The sequence below is a fragment of the Arsenophonus endosymbiont of Aleurodicus dispersus genome, assembly GCF_900343015.1.
Lineage (GTDB): Bacteria > Pseudomonadota > Gammaproteobacteria > Enterobacterales > Enterobacteriaceae > Arsenophonus.
The window spans coordinates 178,865-197,332 of the sequence record NZ_LR025108.1; the positions used below are offsets into that span (position 1 = coordinate 178,865).

Annotated in this window: 8 protein-coding genes and 2 pseudogenes; 2 read left to right on the top strand and 8 right to left on the bottom strand. The window is 31.5% G+C overall.

Annotation, left to right across the window (positions count from 1 at the left end; all coding sequences use genetic code 11):
• Positions 1-30: 30 nt before the first annotated feature.
• Complete coding sequence (fbaA, locus tag WBAF_RS00610) at positions 31-1,110, top strand: class II fructose-bisphosphate aldolase (RefSeq protein ID WP_121463164.1); 1,080 nt, start codon at positions 31-33, stop codon at positions 1,108-1,110.
• A gap of 810 nt (positions 1,111-1,920) precedes the next feature.
• On the opposite strand, the gene WBAF_RS00615 is transcribed toward fbaA, so the two are convergent.
• Positions 1,921-3,198 carry a dicarboxylate/amino acid:cation symporter gene (locus tag WBAF_RS00615; RefSeq protein ID WP_121463165.1) on the bottom strand — a complete coding sequence of 426 codons (1,278 nt, stop codon included), beginning with the start codon at positions 3,196-3,198 and terminating at the stop codon, positions 1,921-1,923.
• Positions 3,199-5,119: 1,921 nt separating this feature from the next.
• On the opposite strand from WBAF_RS00615, the gene WBAF_RS00620 reads away from it, so the two are divergent.
• Positions 5,120-6,460 carry an MATE family efflux transporter gene (locus tag WBAF_RS00620; protein WP_121463166.1) on the top strand — a complete coding sequence of 447 codons (1,341 nt, stop codon included), beginning with the start codon at positions 5,120-5,122 and terminating at the stop codon, positions 6,458-6,460.
• Between the two features lie 1,220 nt (positions 6,461-7,680).
• Here WBAF_RS00620 and pssA read toward each other — a convergent pair.
• From pssA to gmk, 7 genes and pseudogenes are all read right to left on the bottom strand, one after another.
• Complete coding sequence (gene pssA, locus WBAF_RS00625) at positions 7,681-9,036, bottom strand: CDP-diacylglycerol--serine O-phosphatidyltransferase (RefSeq protein ID WP_121463167.1); 1,356 nt, start codon at positions 9,034-9,036, stop codon at positions 7,681-7,683.
• 1,788 nt (positions 9,037-10,824) lie between these two features.
• Entirely contained in the window at positions 10,825-11,778 is a 954-nt protein-coding gene (lipA, locus tag WBAF_RS00630; protein ID WP_121463168.1) for a lipoyl synthase, read from the bottom strand.
• A 115-nt stretch (positions 11,779-11,893) separates the two neighbouring features.
• A complete protein-coding gene (gene lipB / locus WBAF_RS00635) occupies positions 11,894-12,529 on the bottom strand; it encodes a lipoyl(octanoyl) transferase LipB (RefSeq protein ID WP_121463169.1) in 636 nt (211 codons plus the stop codon).
• 992 nt (positions 12,530-13,521) lie between these two features.
• A complete protein-coding gene (recG, locus tag WBAF_RS00640) occupies positions 13,522-15,603 on the bottom strand; it encodes an ATP-dependent DNA helicase RecG (protein WP_121463170.1) in 2,082 nt (693 codons plus the stop codon).
• Between the two features lie 1,039 nt (positions 15,604-16,642).
• Positions 16,643-17,140, bottom strand: a pseudogene (locus WBAF_RS02475) (HD domain-containing protein); the annotation flags it as partial.
• Positions 17,141-17,330: 190 nt separating this feature from the next.
• A pseudogene (gene rpoZ / locus WBAF_RS00645) lies at positions 17,331-17,474 on the bottom strand (DNA-directed RNA polymerase subunit omega); the annotation flags it as partial.
• Between the two features lie 51 nt (positions 17,475-17,525).
• Complete coding sequence (gene gmk, locus WBAF_RS00650; RefSeq protein ID WP_121463172.1) at positions 17,526-18,149, bottom strand: guanylate kinase; 624 nt, start codon at positions 18,147-18,149, stop codon at positions 17,526-17,528.
• Between the last annotated feature and the right edge of the window lie 319 nt (positions 18,150-18,468).

Here is an 18,468-nt window from a genome sequence, read left to right on the forward strand (position 1 = left end):
CAGGTAGCATTAATAATAGGAATTTATCTCATGTCTCAGATTTTAGATTTTGTAAACCCAGGTGTTATTACCGGAGATGATGTCCAAAAAGTGTTTGCTGTTGCTAAAAAACATAAATTTGCGTTACCAGCAGTAAATTGTGTCGGTATAGATTCGATTAATGCTGTTTTAGAAACTGCTGCTAAAGTTCGTTCTCCAGTAATTGTTCAATTTTCAAACGGTGGTGCTGCATTTATCGCCGGTAAAGGTCTAAAAGCAGAAGGGCAACAAGCGGCTATTTTAGGGGCAATAGCAGGTGCTCATTATGTTCATCAAATAGCAAAACATTACGGTGTTGCTGTAATCTTACACACCGATCATTGTGCACGTAAACTGTTGCCTTGGATTGATTGTTTGCTAGATGCAGGTTCAAAATATTATAAAACCACCGGTAAGCCACTATTTTCATCCCATATGATTGATTTATCTGAAGAGCCATTGCTAGAAAATATTAAAATTTGCTCCCACTATTTACAACGCATGAAAAAAATGGGTATGACATTAGAAATTGAGTTAGGTTGCACTGGTGGTGAAGAAGATGGTATCGATAACAATAGATTAGATAGCTCCTCGCTTTATACCCAACCTAAAGATGTTGCTTACGCCTATGAGAAATTAAGTCAAATTAGTAATAGATTTACTATCGCGGCATCTTTTGGCAATGTACATGGTGTTTATAAGCCAGGCAACGTTCAATTAACACCCAAAATTCTTAAGAACTCACAACAGTACGTTGCTCATAAATTTAATTTTACAGCGGAAAACAATCTAAATTTTGTTTTCCATGGAGGGTCAGGTTCTACTGCTGAAGAGATTAAAGAAGCTGTTAGTTACGGTGTAGTAAAAATGAATATTGATTCTGACACCCAGTGGGCAACCTGGGAAGGTGTTTTAAATTATTATTATAATCATAAAGGTTATTTACAAAGTCAACTAGGTAATCCAAAAGGGGAAGATAAACCTAATAAAAAATATTATGATCCTCGTGTTTGGCTGCGGGCAGGTCAGACTTCTATGATTGAGCGTTTAGAACTTGCATATAAAGAGCTAAATTGCATCGATGTGCTGTAATCACACGCCTAATAATTTAAAAGATCTTTAAGTTGCATAAAATAGAGATAACAAGGGGGTAATAATCTAATTATTCGTGGCCTAATTGACTAAATTTTAACTATTTTACATGATTTACGCAGATCTCCACTGCATTCTGCATTATACGCGCTCTTTCCACTGCATACCGCCCACAACACAGGATATATTTTAAGTACGTATTGCAATTAGCTTCACTAAGACTAGAAAACATCAATGCAAATTTTTTATTCATTAACTAGCGCCTTTATGCAGTAAAGTTACCTCAATGTAATTGAGCCGGAAGTTTTTCTCCATAATATGATTAATTATTTATAAAATAAATTCACGTTGGGATGATTCTAGATCATCAATTTGTTAGGTGATTGATAAACCGTATTTTTTTGCATCCACTATACGGCTTCATTCCATAATCTTAGGTAAGCTTATAAGATTGTATTTATAGAAAGAGGTTGAATAGATTCGATAGAATCAAACAATCTAAAATAAATAATAGAAAAAATGGATGCACTACAAGTGAAAACGGTTTCGTAAACTATTTTATTTACTTCATTATTTTGATTGCTATATGCCCTGCAATTTTATGGAAATAATTCATATTTATTTAAAATCTATTATCATAAAAAAATAGAATGAAAATATTTAATATGATATAATAATCAAAGGCAATTCTTATTTAGTTGTCTTAATTAAATACTAAAAATTAATAAAAAGTATTATATATTATATAAATAAACCACTATGAGATACTTTTCTTTATCTAGATAGATATATTATCTGAAGATTAAAAACTTATTTTATCTGTAAATTATCAGATTTTTCTTTCGGTGTACCTCGGCAACCTTCACCATAGTGCTCACCTTCCCAGCGACCAACCAATGCAGATCCGACGGCATTAATCATGACATTAGTTGCTGAACGTCCCATATCTAAGAACGGATCAATCCCCATTAATAAAATTAAGCCAGCTTCTGGAATATTAAATTGAGTCAGTGTCGCTGCAATAACAACCAACGATGCTCGTGGTATACCAGCCATACCTTTAGATGTCAGCATCAAAATTAACAACAGAGTTATTTGTTCACCCAGACTTAAATGTATATTACATGCTTGACCGATAAAAATAACTGCAAATGAGCAATAAGCCATGGAGCCAACAAGATTGAATGAATAACCAATTGGTAAAACAAAGCTAACAATCTTATTAGAGACACCAAACTGTTCCAGTTTTTCTAAAGTACCAGGAAAAGCTGATTCAGAGCTTGAAGTAGTAAAAGCGAGTAATGCAGGTTCCATGATATTTTTGACTAAGCGTAAAATACATGGGCCAACGATTAATACAGATACCCAAATTAAAATCACCCAAAGTAACGCTAGAGTAAAGTAAAATTCGCCCATAAAAATACTAGTACTAATCAGTACACTTAATCCGTGTTCAGCGATGATGGCTGAGATAGCAGCAAAAACCGTAATAGGAGCAAAAAGCATAACGTAGCTTGTCAGCTTTAACATTACGTAACCCAATGAATCTAGAATATTAATAATAGGTTCACCTTTTTTACCTATAGCAAATAAACTGCACCCCATAAAAATTGAAAAAATTACAATCTGTAAAATATCATTACGCGACATAGCATCAATTATGCTAGTAGGTATAGCATGGGTAATAAAATTACGGAAAGAAAAAGCTATCGGTTCAATATTTGTAACCGCTGAATTCGTATTTACTACGAAACTAATACCTTCTCCTGGGTTAAGAATATTAACAATAACTAGACCAACGATAATTGAAATGAAAGATGCTACAATGAACAATAATAACGTTTTTGAGAAAACACGCCCTAACGTTTTGGCATCACCTATTTTAGCGATCCCGACTATCAAGGTCGAAATAATTAATGGTGCAATAATCATCTTAATCAAACGCAAAAAAATATCTGTAATAATCGAAATATTTTTAGCATAGATCGTTGTTATTTCTGTATTAGCAAGTGCATTTAATGCAAATCCAACTACTATCCCGGTGATTAGGCCTATAATCATACAAGTGGTTAAACTTTTAGATTTCATAATTATTCCGTTTTTGTCAGGTTGATATAGATCTGATATTATTTAATAAGCACTAAATTAATAGTTTAGTATTATTACCTTTCCTTAATTTTATGAAAAATAATATGGTGAAAATGATAAATAATATTGATTTATTTTTATCTAAATTAATACAATGTTCTTATATAGTTAAGTTAATGTTTAGACTAATTAATTATTATTTAATTAAATGTGAAAGTTAATAAATTAACTTCATTAATAATTAATAAGGTTAATCTTCTTTTAAAGAAATGCTATTCATATATAATACCATAACAGCATTAAAGTGAACAAACCATAGAATTTAATGAAAAATTAAAATTTTGATTCTTAGTAGTATTAGTACTAAGAATTAACCAGTTAATAGGAATAAATAATAAAGACTATTTTTAGTTTATCATAGGGTTTTAGTGGTGGTTGTTTATTATAAGGATTAACAATATAACTGGGAGAAGGATAAAAATTATTGTTAATGACTCCTTTACTTATATCTAATATATAATAATTATGCCAGACTAAATTTAACCAAATATGGATCAAGTGCCTAATACAAACTGGCGCTCATCAATAGAGCGAAATAGTAATGCTTCATTACACCCTAGGATTAGTATTGGGCGATTCAAAAAATTATTCACCATGATCAGCAAAATAGACTAACCACCAGGTTTGTTAGATGCCACAAAATCTAGTGTTGCCACTAACCTTATCGTTGCAGTGTTGTGCACCATCACAGTAGTTATAATCGTCTTAGTAACTTTTATAGTAAATTTATTTTCTGCTGAATTTTTTAATACTTCATTTAATGATGCTAATAACTATGTGTTTTGAGCTATATCGTTGTTCAGGTAATATTATTTATTAAAATAAAACAAACCAGCGCATCATTATTAGCAATAAGTTAAAATTGTTAACATGGTCAACCGATTATCGATGACAGTGCATACACTGGTTTATCAGCAAGATATGAAAAAATATGATTATGATGTATACATTAGTATATTTACTTGCTTATACCAATCCCAACGATATTTTAAGTTTTAAATACTCAGGTATTAGCTAGTAACAATGATAGAGACCAATGTAGTCAATTCGATAACTACCTTAATTAACTATCGAAAAATAATTATATTTACCGGTATTACTGGGTTTTAAATTGATACTTATTTCAGAGCTATCATTAAGAATATATGCCTTATAAGTTCATTTGATCTAAAAACATGAAAATAATTGTTTAACAACCACTGACCGTTTTATTCCCATTGATGCTAAAAACATAACAGAAGATGGCGCTTGATATTATCGTCACTAATATCGCATTATAAAAATGTGGTGATATTAGCTCAAAATAGCCGATTTATTTTTATTATATGATTACTTTTAAAATATTAACTATTAGATGGCAGTAGTAAAATAAATTCATAAAAATATTATGATCATTTGCAATGATGGTACTATTACAAAATACAATAGGGTAAATATGTTTCGCAAAACAGCGACCACAAAATATAATAATAAAACTAAAATAATTTTAAATACATTTTAGATTCTAAAATCAAACAAATCATTGATCGCTGATACCAGGAGCATGTACTATTTATAGTCCGGTTAATTTATTAATTAAATAATAATTAATATACACCATATAATATATGGTATTGTAATAAATTACCATAAAGCTACTACTACAATAGTCTTACCTAACTTGTTAATACAAAAAAATAAATTATAAAATAGAGGCAATTATTAAGTATTCTATTTAATAGAACTAATAAAAAATTTTTTAAAAAAAACGATAAATAATAAATAGTTAATTATCTATCATACAAAAATAAAATGTGTAAAATATTTAGGCTTTTTTTTCTAATTTACCAAAAACCATCTTGTTTATTTTAAAAGGTGCATAATGCATTCATCTGATGTTACCAAGCGTTCACTCTACTCGCTAAGTTGGCCAATTTTTATTGATATTTTATTACATTTTGCGACATTACTTATCAATACTTATATGGTTAGCCACGTCTCTACTTCTTATCTAGCTGTAATGGGAGTAGGCAACCAAGTTTTTGATCTTTTTATCACCATATTTAACTTTATCAGCGTAGGATGCAGTGTTGTTATCGCCCAATATTTAGGGGCCAGTAAAAAAGAAAAGGTTACTCAAGCCATTCATATCTCTATTGCTTTTAATTTCTTATTAGGCTTTATCAGTACTGCCATTATTCTACTATTTGGCTATAAGATACTTGGTATCATGAATACACCAGCACATTTGCTTGATTATGGATATGCTTACTTACATATTCTTGGTTTATGTTTAATACCAGAAGCAATTTCAATCATACTAGCTGCTTGCTTACGTGTTTATGGCAAATCACAACGGGCGATGTGGGTAACATTTATTGCCAACCTAATCACTATATTAGGGAATATGATCGTTTTATATGGGTTTTTTGGCTTACCACAATACGGCTTAACTGGCGTTGCTTGGTCTACAGCTATCGGTCGTATAGTAGCTATTATATTACTTTTCTTCTTACTATTTAGTAGCCTGCAGATAAAATTTGTTCCCACTTTACTGTTCCACTGGTCAAAAAGTATGTTGAATAAAATATCACATATAGGACTCCCTTCTGCAGGCGAAAATTTAGTCTGGATTTTACACTATATGGTAGCTTCTGCTTTCATAGGTTTAATGGGAGAAACTTCTCTTGCTGCTCAAACCCTTTATTTCCAACTTTCACTATTTATTATGCTATTTGGTATTTCCATTAGTATTGGTAATGAAATCATGGTTGGTCATTTAGTCGGCGCAAAAAGATTTAAAGATGCATACCAACGAGGGTTTAAAAGTCTAAAATGGGGATTTTTTATTACAATTAGTATTGTATTTTTCTTCTGGTTATTTCGTATGCCTCTATTGGAGGCAATTACTGAAGATCAAAATATAATAAAATTATTACTTCCTCTTTTCTTCCTCTCTGTTTTTCTCGAGCCTGGCCGAACAATAAATATTGTCATGGTAAATGCCTTACGTGCTGCGGGTGATGCTCGCTTTCCATTCTGCACCGCGCTGATTTCCATGTGGGGTATTGCGATCCCAATTAGCTATTTTTTAGGGTTAAAAATGGAAATGGGACTATTAGGAATTTGGCTTGGATTTCTATGTGATGAATGGCTACGAGGTTTAACCAATGCCTGGCGTTGGCGTTCTAAGCGTTGGCAAACCAAGCAGATCGATATCTAATATAATTGCGATATTTAATGCTGAGATTTCTTTATCACATAAAATATTATCAGCATAGTAACCACCTTTACATCAAAATAAACAGCGCTCCTGCCTGCGAGAAGGGCGTAATAATAAACTCATCAAGCTGGTTATGAAATATAATGCTGAATGACCTTTAGCTGAGCATTATCTACCTGTGCCTTGCGTATCAGGCATTAATCCGGTTTCTTACAACGTTTGCAGTATATCGTCCATACCTTTTAGATAGATAAAGGGAAATCGTGCCGTTACGCAGCTAGTGTTTTATATTCTGTTAAATAGCCTAGCAAATCAACATCTGATATAATAGTTATATATTCGGGTAAATTACTAAGGGTTAATTTAGGTGCGGCGTTACTAGCCTAAGTTGTATTGTCAGTCAGCGACTAATTTATGTATGAATGCGATAATGAATTTGTTGCTATAAACAAGGGTTATATTGAAAAGGTAACTAATTCATGATAACCACTATGATGTGATTAGGTTTTTCTTTCTTTTCACAACCACCACTAAAAACTAATAGACTTAATAGTGTTGCTACAGCTGTGATAGGGTTTATTTTGATAGACATAGTTACCTATTTAACACTGACTAAATCTAAACATTAGTATTTTAAAATCAATAATTTCATTTATATTTTTGTCATTCAGTAATTGCAAATAACCTTAGTATCAAAAATTTTAATAATCAGTAAAGCAATAACAGTGTTCATAACAGTATGGTTATAGGATAGGCATAGCCGTCTCACCAAATCCACCAGAACTATGCCCTCCCATTATAGAGGAATCCACTAACATAATTAAAGTAATGATCGCTACATTAACTAAACCTTGCAAAATTTCTGTAATAAAAATTTATCAATCATTTATAGTGGAGATGAGCAACTTATATTCAGCCATTGGAGATTTATAATAGAGTATTTTAAACCATATGGACAATAAAAGATGCTGTACCAATAGCTAAAAATTGAACACCGATAGATATGCTGACAATCGATTTAGTTAATGGAATAATCCAAACCAATAAAATAATAAATTGAATAGAACCACATTAGCAAATACAGACTATGTTTTTCAAACATAGCCTATGCTAAAAAGCGTAATAAAAATAAGATAAGTTTTATCATCAGTTAGATTCATAATTTTTTGCCACCAAAAGTGGCTGTTTCTTCTTGTAAGATTATATTTAGTTCATAACTATTATACTATGCGGCTTATTAACCTATCTAATCTGATCCTACGTAAATGGCTAATAAGTTTTTTAACTTTTACAGGATAGCGCTGAATATTTTCAAGCTCTTGATAATGATTAACAAGATGTGTATTAGTTGTTATACATCTTAATTCTTTATTTTTTTGCTTTAGCAGAACTTTTTGTGGATCATGAATTAGTATTGCATTTTCTAAATCCAATCCCCATGCACGAGAATTTAGATTATTGCCGGTTATTAATTGCCATTTATTATCTATCCAAATTCCTTTCAAATGATAACTATTTTCTCCATCTTTCCATAATCTGATAGTTAATTGATGGTTATCTACATAGTGTTGTAACAGGAATATAAATCTACATAGGTTAATTTCATATAAATAAGGTAATGCACTGATAACCTTGAAAGGTTCTTCTGGTGGAAGATAAAAGTCATTAGCCGTCTTATCGCCAATGATAATTTCTATTTGTTTGCCGTCACACAATAATTTCCTAATTATACGTGTTAAAATAGTGGGAAAATTAAAATAAGGTGTACAGATAGTCATTTTATTTTCTGTACTATTCATTAAATAAGTAATAGCTTTATTTAATTCATTTTTTTTACCTAACCCGATTAATGGAGTTACTGCTAACTCTTGATTTGTAGCCTTATTTGTCAACTCATAGTGACAACTTTTTAAGCTATGGCGAAATTGTTTAATTAAACTTTTAATTTGAGTATTGTGGGGGCGAGATTCTTTATCTAAACGCTGAATGGCGGGGGAAGATAGCAACCTTTGGTCAATAAACCTTTTCATAGTAATAGCTAATTGTGCGTTATCTAATATATGATAACGATCATAACGATAACGTTGGTGTTGCTGTAGATAGACATCATTAATACTAGCACCGCTATAAATAACGGTATCATCGAAGATTAAACTTTTTAGATGTAAAACACCTAATGCTTCACGTGTATTAATTGGGATACCAAAAATAGCAATACTTAATCCTGGGTGTGTCATTGCCATTTGACAATACCAATCGGCATTAGTTGAACTGGCCACTTCACCAAGTCGACCACGTTGAGCACGATGCCAGTCAACCATTATTTTGATATCTAAATATGGTCGTGCTATTTTTGCTTTATAAAGAGCATTTAGTATATCTCGTCCTGCATCATCATGTTCAAAATAAAGTGCAGTAATATAAATATACCGTTGAGCGTTGGCAATTTTTTCTAACAAGGCTTTTCTAAAACTTGCTGTTTGGTAAAGTATGACAACTCCATCTGGAGACTGAGGTAATTTTGCTAATTGCTCAAGATATTGTTGATTCTTTGCTTTTTTTAATTTGGACAACATCACAGTGTAAACTTTTTTCCTTTTATTAAAGAAGTAGATTATCTCTACTAGGTTTCTTGAAAAAAAGTAATTAATGATACCATCAGTTTATTTTTTTGTATCTATTAATCAAATTTATATTGACCTATTATTAAGCTACTATTTAATACATTATTAGACAGTTATAAGATTATTTTCTTTATGGTGCAAGATCAAGATTTATAACCATCAATTAAAATTGAAGATCTATACTTAATCTATATTTTTGTGTTAGCGATAGCATTTTTTGCTTTTTAGCCCTGGTGATTATAGCAAGTAATTGAGTTCCTCTGCTACAGCTAACTGATATCCAAATGTATTATTTTTCATAATGTATTATTTTTCATATTAGAACGTACTAAAATGCAGGAATCTTGAAATGGTTTTAATAGCGATAAAGTTCATTTCTTAGTAATCATCAATTTATGTCATGTATAATAAATACAGATGAGCAAATTTGCTAACTAAAATAAAATAACGATAATATTCTTTTGTTACCTTACTAATCAAATATTTGAGTAAATTTTCTTCTTCTAGACAGATAGGTATTAGTAGACATTTTATGCTGCTTTTAAGATAAATAATTTATTCTTATTCATTTTCATTAAGAATGATGACTAATTGCTAATCTTAATTTTAAATGCTTTTTCGATTAAGGCATGGGATTTTATTGTATTAGCTATTAATCTAATATAAAATTTAAGTTAAGGATTTTTGGCTAGATATTATACCATATACATATAAGCAGCAATGGTCCATTATAGAGTCAGATAAGTTATAATACTAGCGCTTCACTAAAAAGTTTACGTATATCTTGATTAGACACACCAATTAAGTTAATATAGTTATCTGCTTGCTGCTAGGAAGGATATAATTGAATTACTTTAATCATCCTTTCAGCTATAAATAAACTAGATGGAATAGTACTAGGTAAATTAATAAGTAATTAAGCATCATTATTATGACTATCTAACATAAAATTTAGGATTTTAATGTAACATTCCATGATTGCATCATCACCTATATTAATATGATTTAAGTGAGAGTGGAGAGTAGGTAAAATGACTTAATTATTTGATTAGCATTAAGTGTTGCAAACTTGTCTTATTTGTATCATATACTTCTAGTCCTCTTCTTAGTACTAAGACAGAATAAACTAATACATTAAGATTTTTCTCTGCGCTATATTGAATAAACAATATCACTTTTGGCCTACCATTTTTGTTTCTAAACAACAAATTAAAGAGTGAAAAAATAGATTGCTTCGTTTCGATAAAATTTTTTGTGCATTGCTATTAATCGTTAATCTTAAATTTTTACTAATAGTTTATGTACTTTAATTAGTAACATCTATTGCACGGGCTAATAATTACCAACCTTAATTATCATACCAGCAGGATTATAAATCATAGACCAAGACCACAAAATCAGTGCTTGCACATATTACCAAGCCTTCTTGTTATATCGGCACTATGAATTACCAATACTCAAACGATTGATATAAATTATGATTATGCTTATTTAATTTAACTGTTGAATATTTAGCGAGTTATTAAAAATAGCAATAAAATCATTCAATCTCTTAATTTTTTCCCTAGTTAGGGATTTAATTCCAAATCATGCTTAATTTTTTTATCGGTATTTTCATTTTTTTTTCTAAAAAACCTAAAAATAATGATTGGCAGTACAAATTAACTGGTCCAACACATTGTTTTATGCCAAGTTTATTAGCATAAAAAAGAAAATTATATGTTCGCATGAAATGAAAAGTTATTTCATGCCTTTTATTTGTAAATCTGCATGATAAGATGATCTTACTAATGGGCCGCACATCGCATGCGTGAAACCCATTGCTATTGCTTTATTTTTCATTTCTTCAAATTTTTTAGGACTGACATAACGTTTTACTTTTAAATGATATCTACTAGGTTGAAGATATTGTCCTAAAGTTAGCATAGTCACACCGTGACGGCGTAAGTCACTCATAACATCAAATATTTCTTCATTAGTTTCACCTAGTCCAACCATTAAGCCTGATTTTGTCGGTATTTCAGGATGAATTTGCTTAAATTTTGCTAATAGTTGTAATGACCATTTGTAATTAGCGCCAGGACGTACTTGACGATAGATACGAGGAACATTTTCAATATTATGATTAAAAATATCTGGTGGCGCAGTGGACAAAATTGTTACGGCGCGATCCATGCGCCCGCGGAAATCAGGTACTAGCGTTTCTATTTTTATGTTTGGATTTTTCTTTCTAATAGCAGTAATGCAATCGGCAAAATGTTGCGCTCCTCCATCACGCAGATCATCACGATCCACCGAAGTAATAACCACGTATTTTAATCCTATATCTTGAATTGTTTCTGCTAATTTATTTGGTTCATTAGGATCAGGAGTATCAGGTTTCCCATTAACAACATCACAGAATGGACAGTGACGAGTACAGATCGCCCCTAAAATCATGAAAGTAACGGTACTGTTATTAAAGCATTCAGTGATATTAGGACAAGATGCTTCTTCACAGACTGTGTGTAAGTTATTTTTATGAATTGCGTTTTTTATCTCTTTTATTCGATTGGAATCAGCTGGAAGTTTTATTTTCAGCCACTCAGGTTTAAGTAACATTTGATCTGTTTTTATTTTTTCAATAGGGATCCGTGATATTTTATTAGCGTCGCTATATTTAAATACATGATCCACTTTAATTGGTATATTCATAATTTGCTAGTTCCATTAGGTTGCTACTGCAGATCAGGAATAGATAGATTCCTATGTGATCATTATTTATGTCATGTTTTAATTTATTTAAATAATGATAAAATATTATCACAACTTATTCTGCAAGTTGAAAATTTAATATGTTGCAGAAATGTTTTATTAATAAAGGTTTAACATCTTTAACCTGAACCTGGCTGCCAGGAATTAAATCATTTAGTTGCGTCATTTGCATACCAACATAACCACAAGGATTAATACACTGAAAGGCCGTAAGATCCATATTAATATTTAATGCTAAGCCATGAAACGAACAACCTTTATGAATACGTAACCCAAGAGAACATATTTTTTTTTGATCAACATAAACACCTGGAGCTTCGTGCTGTACATAAGCAATAATACCAAATTCGGATAAAGTATTAATTACTGTATTTTCCATTGTAGTAACCAGCTCTCTCACACTAATTTTATTACGCTTTAAATCTAATAAAACATACATTATTTGCTGACCTGGACCATGATAGGTGATTTGTCCGCCACGATTAGATTGGATAACTGGAATATTTCCTGGCGATAGTATGTGCTCTTTTTTACCAGCTTGCCCTTGGGTAAAAACAGGGTGATGTTCTGCTAGCCAAAGTTCATCTAGTGTATCAACTGTACGTTTTTTAGTAAACTGATACATCTCATCGGAAATTGGTTGATAAGTATGTAGTCCAATTTGACGTAAAATAATGGTTTTTTTTAACAATCTTTTTCTGCTGCTGATATGGATATACAATAATTATATATTATAAACTGCGTAAATAATTATTACTAGTATAGTTAGCATGACACTTATGTATAAAACACCAGTTAAACCACTTAAACTATTTGATTAGTTAACTAATATTTAACAAATACTATAACTTTATAGATAAATGAGTAAGGAAACTCTAGTAACTAATGTAGTTTTGGGTTAATCGCTTTTCCTAAAAGACTACCATCACGCTTATTATAATATAATATTGTTATCGGGTATAAATCGTATCTATTTAGTCCTATTTTAATGTTTAAAATAAACAATTTAGTTATAAATAGAATGTATTGACAATACATGGAGCTTCAATATCATAAAGCAGTTTGATGATTTTATAAACCGTGTTCGTTCAATGTTCAATAACCCCACCGTACATCACGGATTGAAGCAGATCTATTTTAGCTAATTTTATATGTACTAGAAAGATTTATGTAGATTAAAGTATCTGTTCAAGCTTTGAATGGCTATATTCATGCTCTATTTGCTTATTTACAAAGTTTAATCACTCAAGCTGGAAACTAACTACATTAACTTTACTAAATATAATAGTTATTATTTTCTAATATAAAATAGAAATTTCCTAATACAAGTACCAAGTAGTCAGATATTTCATGAAAAAAATAAATTTTATAGCTTATTTTTGCTAATATAATTTTTCGGTGAATCTTATTTATTTAAACCTTGTGGGTAGTAAATAAAAATTTTATTTCTCCATATGGAGAAAAGGGATAAACTCACTTTCAGTAACCTATGTAACCATAAGCCTAAAAGTATTAGGGCTATACCGACAGCAATTAATAATATACAAGCTGTAACGAACAGATTTTGCTTTTTTTTCATTTTTAATTTATTTATTAAGATAATTATAGTGAATGGATAACATAGATGTAATTAATCTTACCTCATCGCTAATATTTAGCAGGTTTGCTAATAAATAATTAATATCAAACATTGCCGTATTGTACACGGTCAGGTAACCAACGTTCAATCAGAGCATTGGTATGATTAGGATAATGTTGTTGCAAACAACGTGCGGTATTTCTGATTTCAGGCAATAAATATTGATCGCGCATTAAATTAGCTACTTTGAATTCTACATTTCCTGCTTGGCGAGTACCTAACAACTCTCCTGGGCCACGAATTTCTAAGTCTTTTTGCGCAATGATAAAACCATCGTTGCTATCTCTAAGTACTTGCAAACGTAATTTTGTCGCGTATGCTAGTGGTGTTTTATACAGTAAAAAACAATGTGAGGCAACGATTCCCCTGCCAATGCGGCCTCTTAATTGGTGTAATTGAGCAAGTCCTAAACGCTCTGGGTTTTCAATAATCATTAAACTAGCGTTTGGTACATCGACGCCTACTTCTATAACCGTCGTTGTGACTAATAGTTGTAGTTTATTGGCTGTAAAATCTGACATTATTTTTCTTTTTTCAGCCTGGTTCATCCTTCCATGAACTAAGCCAATATTTAATTCTGGCAATGCTAGCAGTAGTGCTTCTTGTATCCCTTGAGCAGCTTGTGCTTCAATTACTTCAGAGTCATTAATTAATGTACATACCCAATAAACTTGTCTCTTTTCTATCTGGCAGGCATTCTTTATTCGTTGAATAACTTCATTGCGGCGGATATCAGGAATAGCAACCGTAGTAATAGGAGTTCTACCCGGTGGTAGTTCATCAATTATTGAATTATCCAGATCTGCATAGGCTGTCATAGCGAGTGTACGTGGGATCGGCGTTGCTGTCATGATTAATTGATGAGGATAAATGCCGTGCTGCTGACCCTTTTCCCATAGCGCTAGACGTTGATGTACACCAAAGCGATGTTGTTCATCAATTATCACTAATGCTAAGGAGTTGAATTCAACTTGATGTTGAAAAATCGCATGAGTACCAATTATCATTTCAACTTCACCTTTAGCAATAGCTTCTTGTTGATTCAGTCTAGATTTTCCTTTCTGTTTTCCTGATAACCAACCTACTTGTATACCAAGTGGTTCTAGCCATTGGCGAAAAGTATTGGTATGCTGTTCTGCTAATAAATCAGTTGGTACCATTAGTGCTACTTGTTTACCATGAGCAATAGCACGAATGGCGGCAAATAGAGCTACCAATGTTTTCCCAGAACCGACATCGCCTTGGACTAAACGCATCATAGGGCTTTCTTTAACTAGATCAGCTTCAATTTCACTGATAACCAGTTGTTGAGCTTTTGTTAGTGAATAGGGTAATCGTGTTAGTAATTGTTGTTTAAATTTTTCTTCTGCAGGAAGTGGCTGAGCTAAAAATTGTTGCGTTTTATAACGCACCATTAGCATACTTAATTGATGTGCTAATAACTCTTCAAATATTAGTCTACGTTGCGCAGGATGTTGGCCCTTTTTCAATACATCAAGTGGAATATTAAGCGACGGACGATGAAGTGTTTGAATAGCTTGTGGTAAACTTATTAGTCCTTGATTAAATGGCGCTGGGATCAACTCATTGATCACGTAGGTATCAAATAACATTAGCGCTTGAGCAATAAGTTTTCGTAAAATTACCTGATTTATCCCTTCAGTTGTTGGATAAATAGGTGTTAATGTATCTTGTAGCTCAAGATAATTAGTATTTGGTGTTATTTTATATTCTGGATGAATAATTTCTGGCCCTAAATTACCCCTACTAATTTCACCATAAGCAACTACGTATTTACCGACCGCTAGACTTTTCTTCATTGCTGGCGAAAAATTAAAAAAACGCAAGGTTAATATTCCTGAGCCATCGCTAATTTGGCTAGTCATCATTCGCTTACGCCTAAATGCGATTTTAGTTTTTAATATTTCACCGCTTACGGTCACAGACCTACCAGGTTTAACATCAATAATCGTATAAAGTTTAGTTTGATCTTCATAGCGTAAAGGTAGATAAAAGAGGAGATCATGGATAGTACGAAGTCCAATTTTATTAAGCTTTTCTGCTTGCGTTTTACTAATACCATTTAATGATGTTAATGGAATAGCATCAAGCAATTTACCCCTCATGCTGTTAGTTCTCCAGAGTGTGGTTTTCCTGATACTTTACTTTAATAGATTGCATAAACAATGCATAACTGACAAGAATTTCGCTATGTTCATTAATTAGATAAGTTAGGGAAATCCTTTATGTTTTTAAACGGCAGCTAATACCAGATAACCACACTCAAAAAGCTACTCTTGTTACTGATAGCTAGCTAAAAAGCCAGCAATACATATCGTAAAGAATTAAAGAAAAAGATACTAAGACATTTAATAATTATACCATACCCATCATCGTAATATTATAATCAGTTAGTGTAAAAGCTGGTTTTAAAATACCAACTCTTTTTTATCCTAAGATAAGATAGGTTGTAGGTTGATTGAATATCATCTATTTGAAAAAATTAATAGCCCGGTTAAGTAAGTTTATCACTTGTTTGCAGTTACGACTGATGCGTAAAACATCAAAATAAAATAAGATCCTTAGAGAGAATAAATGTATAAGAGACACCTCTAGCTTACTATTCAGTATTCATACTTTGAATACTATAATTTACACTATTAATTACTGCAGTTAAATTAACGCCCTTTGGTGATTGATAATATCAACTTTCATTTTAGCAATGAAGTTGTTATTAATGTCCTCATTACACTCTACTTGCTTGCATAAACTTCTAGTTTAATATTGTTGTTAAGTAATTGAAGTATTTTTGCTCTAGCTTTAAAACTAACAACGAAATTTAATCATCCTTAGTTTTGTATTGCGCCAGGTTAATAATTTCTATGGTTTGTCCGATACTCCACTAGTGGAGAGGATAGAATTTACAATCTACGCTGGCTCTGGCTCCAACACAGGCATACTATATTAGGTAAAATATACCTGAGCCAGCCAATAATTATACCTTTTTGTACTTTAATGATAACAACATACGGGCAAATCATTTACGGGTGTTATGACCAAGAAATAGCTAACATGTATCAAAATACTTTAAAATAATCCTAAATGCATTCGGCATTTAATTTATGCTTTTGATTATCACGAGCGGCTTTTATAACCTATTTAATAGTAGCGATTAGGATAAAGTGCTTCAAAGCCCAGCTCTTCCAATTCAGTTTTGAGATGATTAATACCAGGATTATGTGCCTGCTTGCTGGCTATAAATTTCTAATTTTTCTCTCGCGATTAAGCGACGCTTATCATTACGATGGGAACATAAAGTACGCATATTGTGTGTTAAATCACCTACCTAGTTTGATTAATATTACACGGATATCTTGCACCATGGCAAGAATCATTTTGCAAAAATTTAAAGCTTAAGCTTATTTTTTATCAATAAAATTAAGTTGTTCAAGTTTTGATACTACTGGCTAGTAACAGTTTTACCCAAAATCTGTTTTATATCCTGAAAATTTATCGGGTTATCCTCTATAATGTCATGGCGACCATCAATGTTAACCTAACCGTATGCTAAAATGCACGCTACTGCTACTGGATAGTTAATATAAATACGTGTTTTAACTTTGTGGCATCTCTCGCGAGAATATAAGCTTTTAAAAGTAACAATGTCTGCTATTTTATCAGATAGTCCTGAACGATTTGATGGATGCGTGTAAAGCAGGCCAACCTTTTCAGTTAACGATAACCTTCAAGAATATCATAGACTGCTTGCATTTCTGCAAGCGTCTTGCTCTGTTATTTAAGTTACATCAATAGTTTGAGCATTAATTAACCCTGATTCTATTTCACGCCGTTAAATAACGGTAACCTTATCATTTTATTCTTTAACTAAAGTGCTTTTACCACTTTGTAATTTACGCGCCCTCCGCGCCGCTACTAAAACTAAATCGAAACTATTACCAATTTTTTCTACTGCATATTGAACTGTTACACGTGCCATAATATAGCTCCAAAAATAAAGAAATTAAAGGTTATAATACTAACCCTTTACTCAGTCTGATAATAATTTATTAATTAAAATATTATGTAGCTGAATTTGACGTTCTAAACGTAGACGCTCAGATCTAATAATAGATTTTAAATCTCCTAATGCAGTATTGAAATCATCATTAATAATGATGTAATCATATTCGTTATAATGTTTTATTTCAGCTACCGCTTGTGCCATCCGTTGATTAATCGTTTCTTCACTATCTTGCCCGCGACTACGTAAACGGCGTAGTAACTTATTTTTAGAAGGCGGTAAGATAAAAATAGTGCGAGCAGCAGGTATTTTTTGGCGGATTTGCTGTGCACCTTGCCAATCAATATCTAAAAATACATCAACACCACTATTAATAATTTCTTCAATAACTGCAACAGAAGTTCCATAATAATTGCCAAAAACACAGGCATATTCAAGAAAATCATTATGCCCAATCATTTGCTGAAATTTCCTTTTAGGAATGAAATAGTAATGTTCGCCGTTTTTTTCACCAGGCCGGATCGCTCTAGTCGTATGCGAAATAGAAACTTGTGTGTCATATAAAGGCTTAGTTTTTAATAAAGCCTGAATAAGACTAGATTTGCCTGTCCCACTTGGGGCAGACACAATATATAACGTTCCTTGGAACATGATAATTTCTTGATTAATTAGCTAATTAATTAATAAAATTGTTTTAAAAATATAAAAGCTATTTAATAGTATACATATGCAATCAGTAACATACAGCTTTAGTTTCATTTTTAATGAAAGATTTGAATTTTTATTGAAAATAATTACCACTTTTAAGAAGCTATTTAATAAATAATTATGAATATATAAATTCATCTATTTATTACTTCAAAATCTATGATCAGGTATTTGTTTGAACAAACAAATATAAAATTAATTTTTCAGTAACCAATGCCAGTTATAGTGTTACACACCATGGGAAAATTGTTATTTATTTTAT

Bases quoted from the DNA above. Each gene is read 5' to 3' on its own strand.
- fbaA (WP_121463164.1), top strand. From the start codon at position 31: ATGTCTCAGATTTTAGATTTTGTAAACCCAGGTGTTATTACCGGAGAT.
- WBAF_RS00615 (WP_121463165.1), bottom strand. From the start codon at position 3,198: ATGAAATCTAAAAGTTTAACCACTTGTATGATTATAGGCCTAATCACC.
- WBAF_RS00620 (WP_121463166.1), top strand. From the start codon at position 5,120: ATGCATTCATCTGATGTTACCAAGCGTTCACTCTACTCGCTAAGTTGG.
- pssA (WP_121463167.1), bottom strand. From the start codon at position 9,036: ATGTTGTCCAAATTAAAAAAAGCAAAGAATCAACAATATCTTGAGCAA.
- lipA (WP_121463168.1), bottom strand. From the start codon at position 11,778: ATGAATATACCAATTAAAGTGGATCATGTATTTAAATATAGCGACGCT.
- recG (WP_121463170.1), bottom strand. From the start codon at position 15,603: ATGAGGGGTAAATTGCTTGATGCTATTCCATTAACATCATTAAATGGT.
- gmk (WP_121463172.1), bottom strand. From the start codon at position 18,149: ATGTTCCAAGGAACGTTATATATTGTGTCTGCCCCAAGTGGGACAGGC.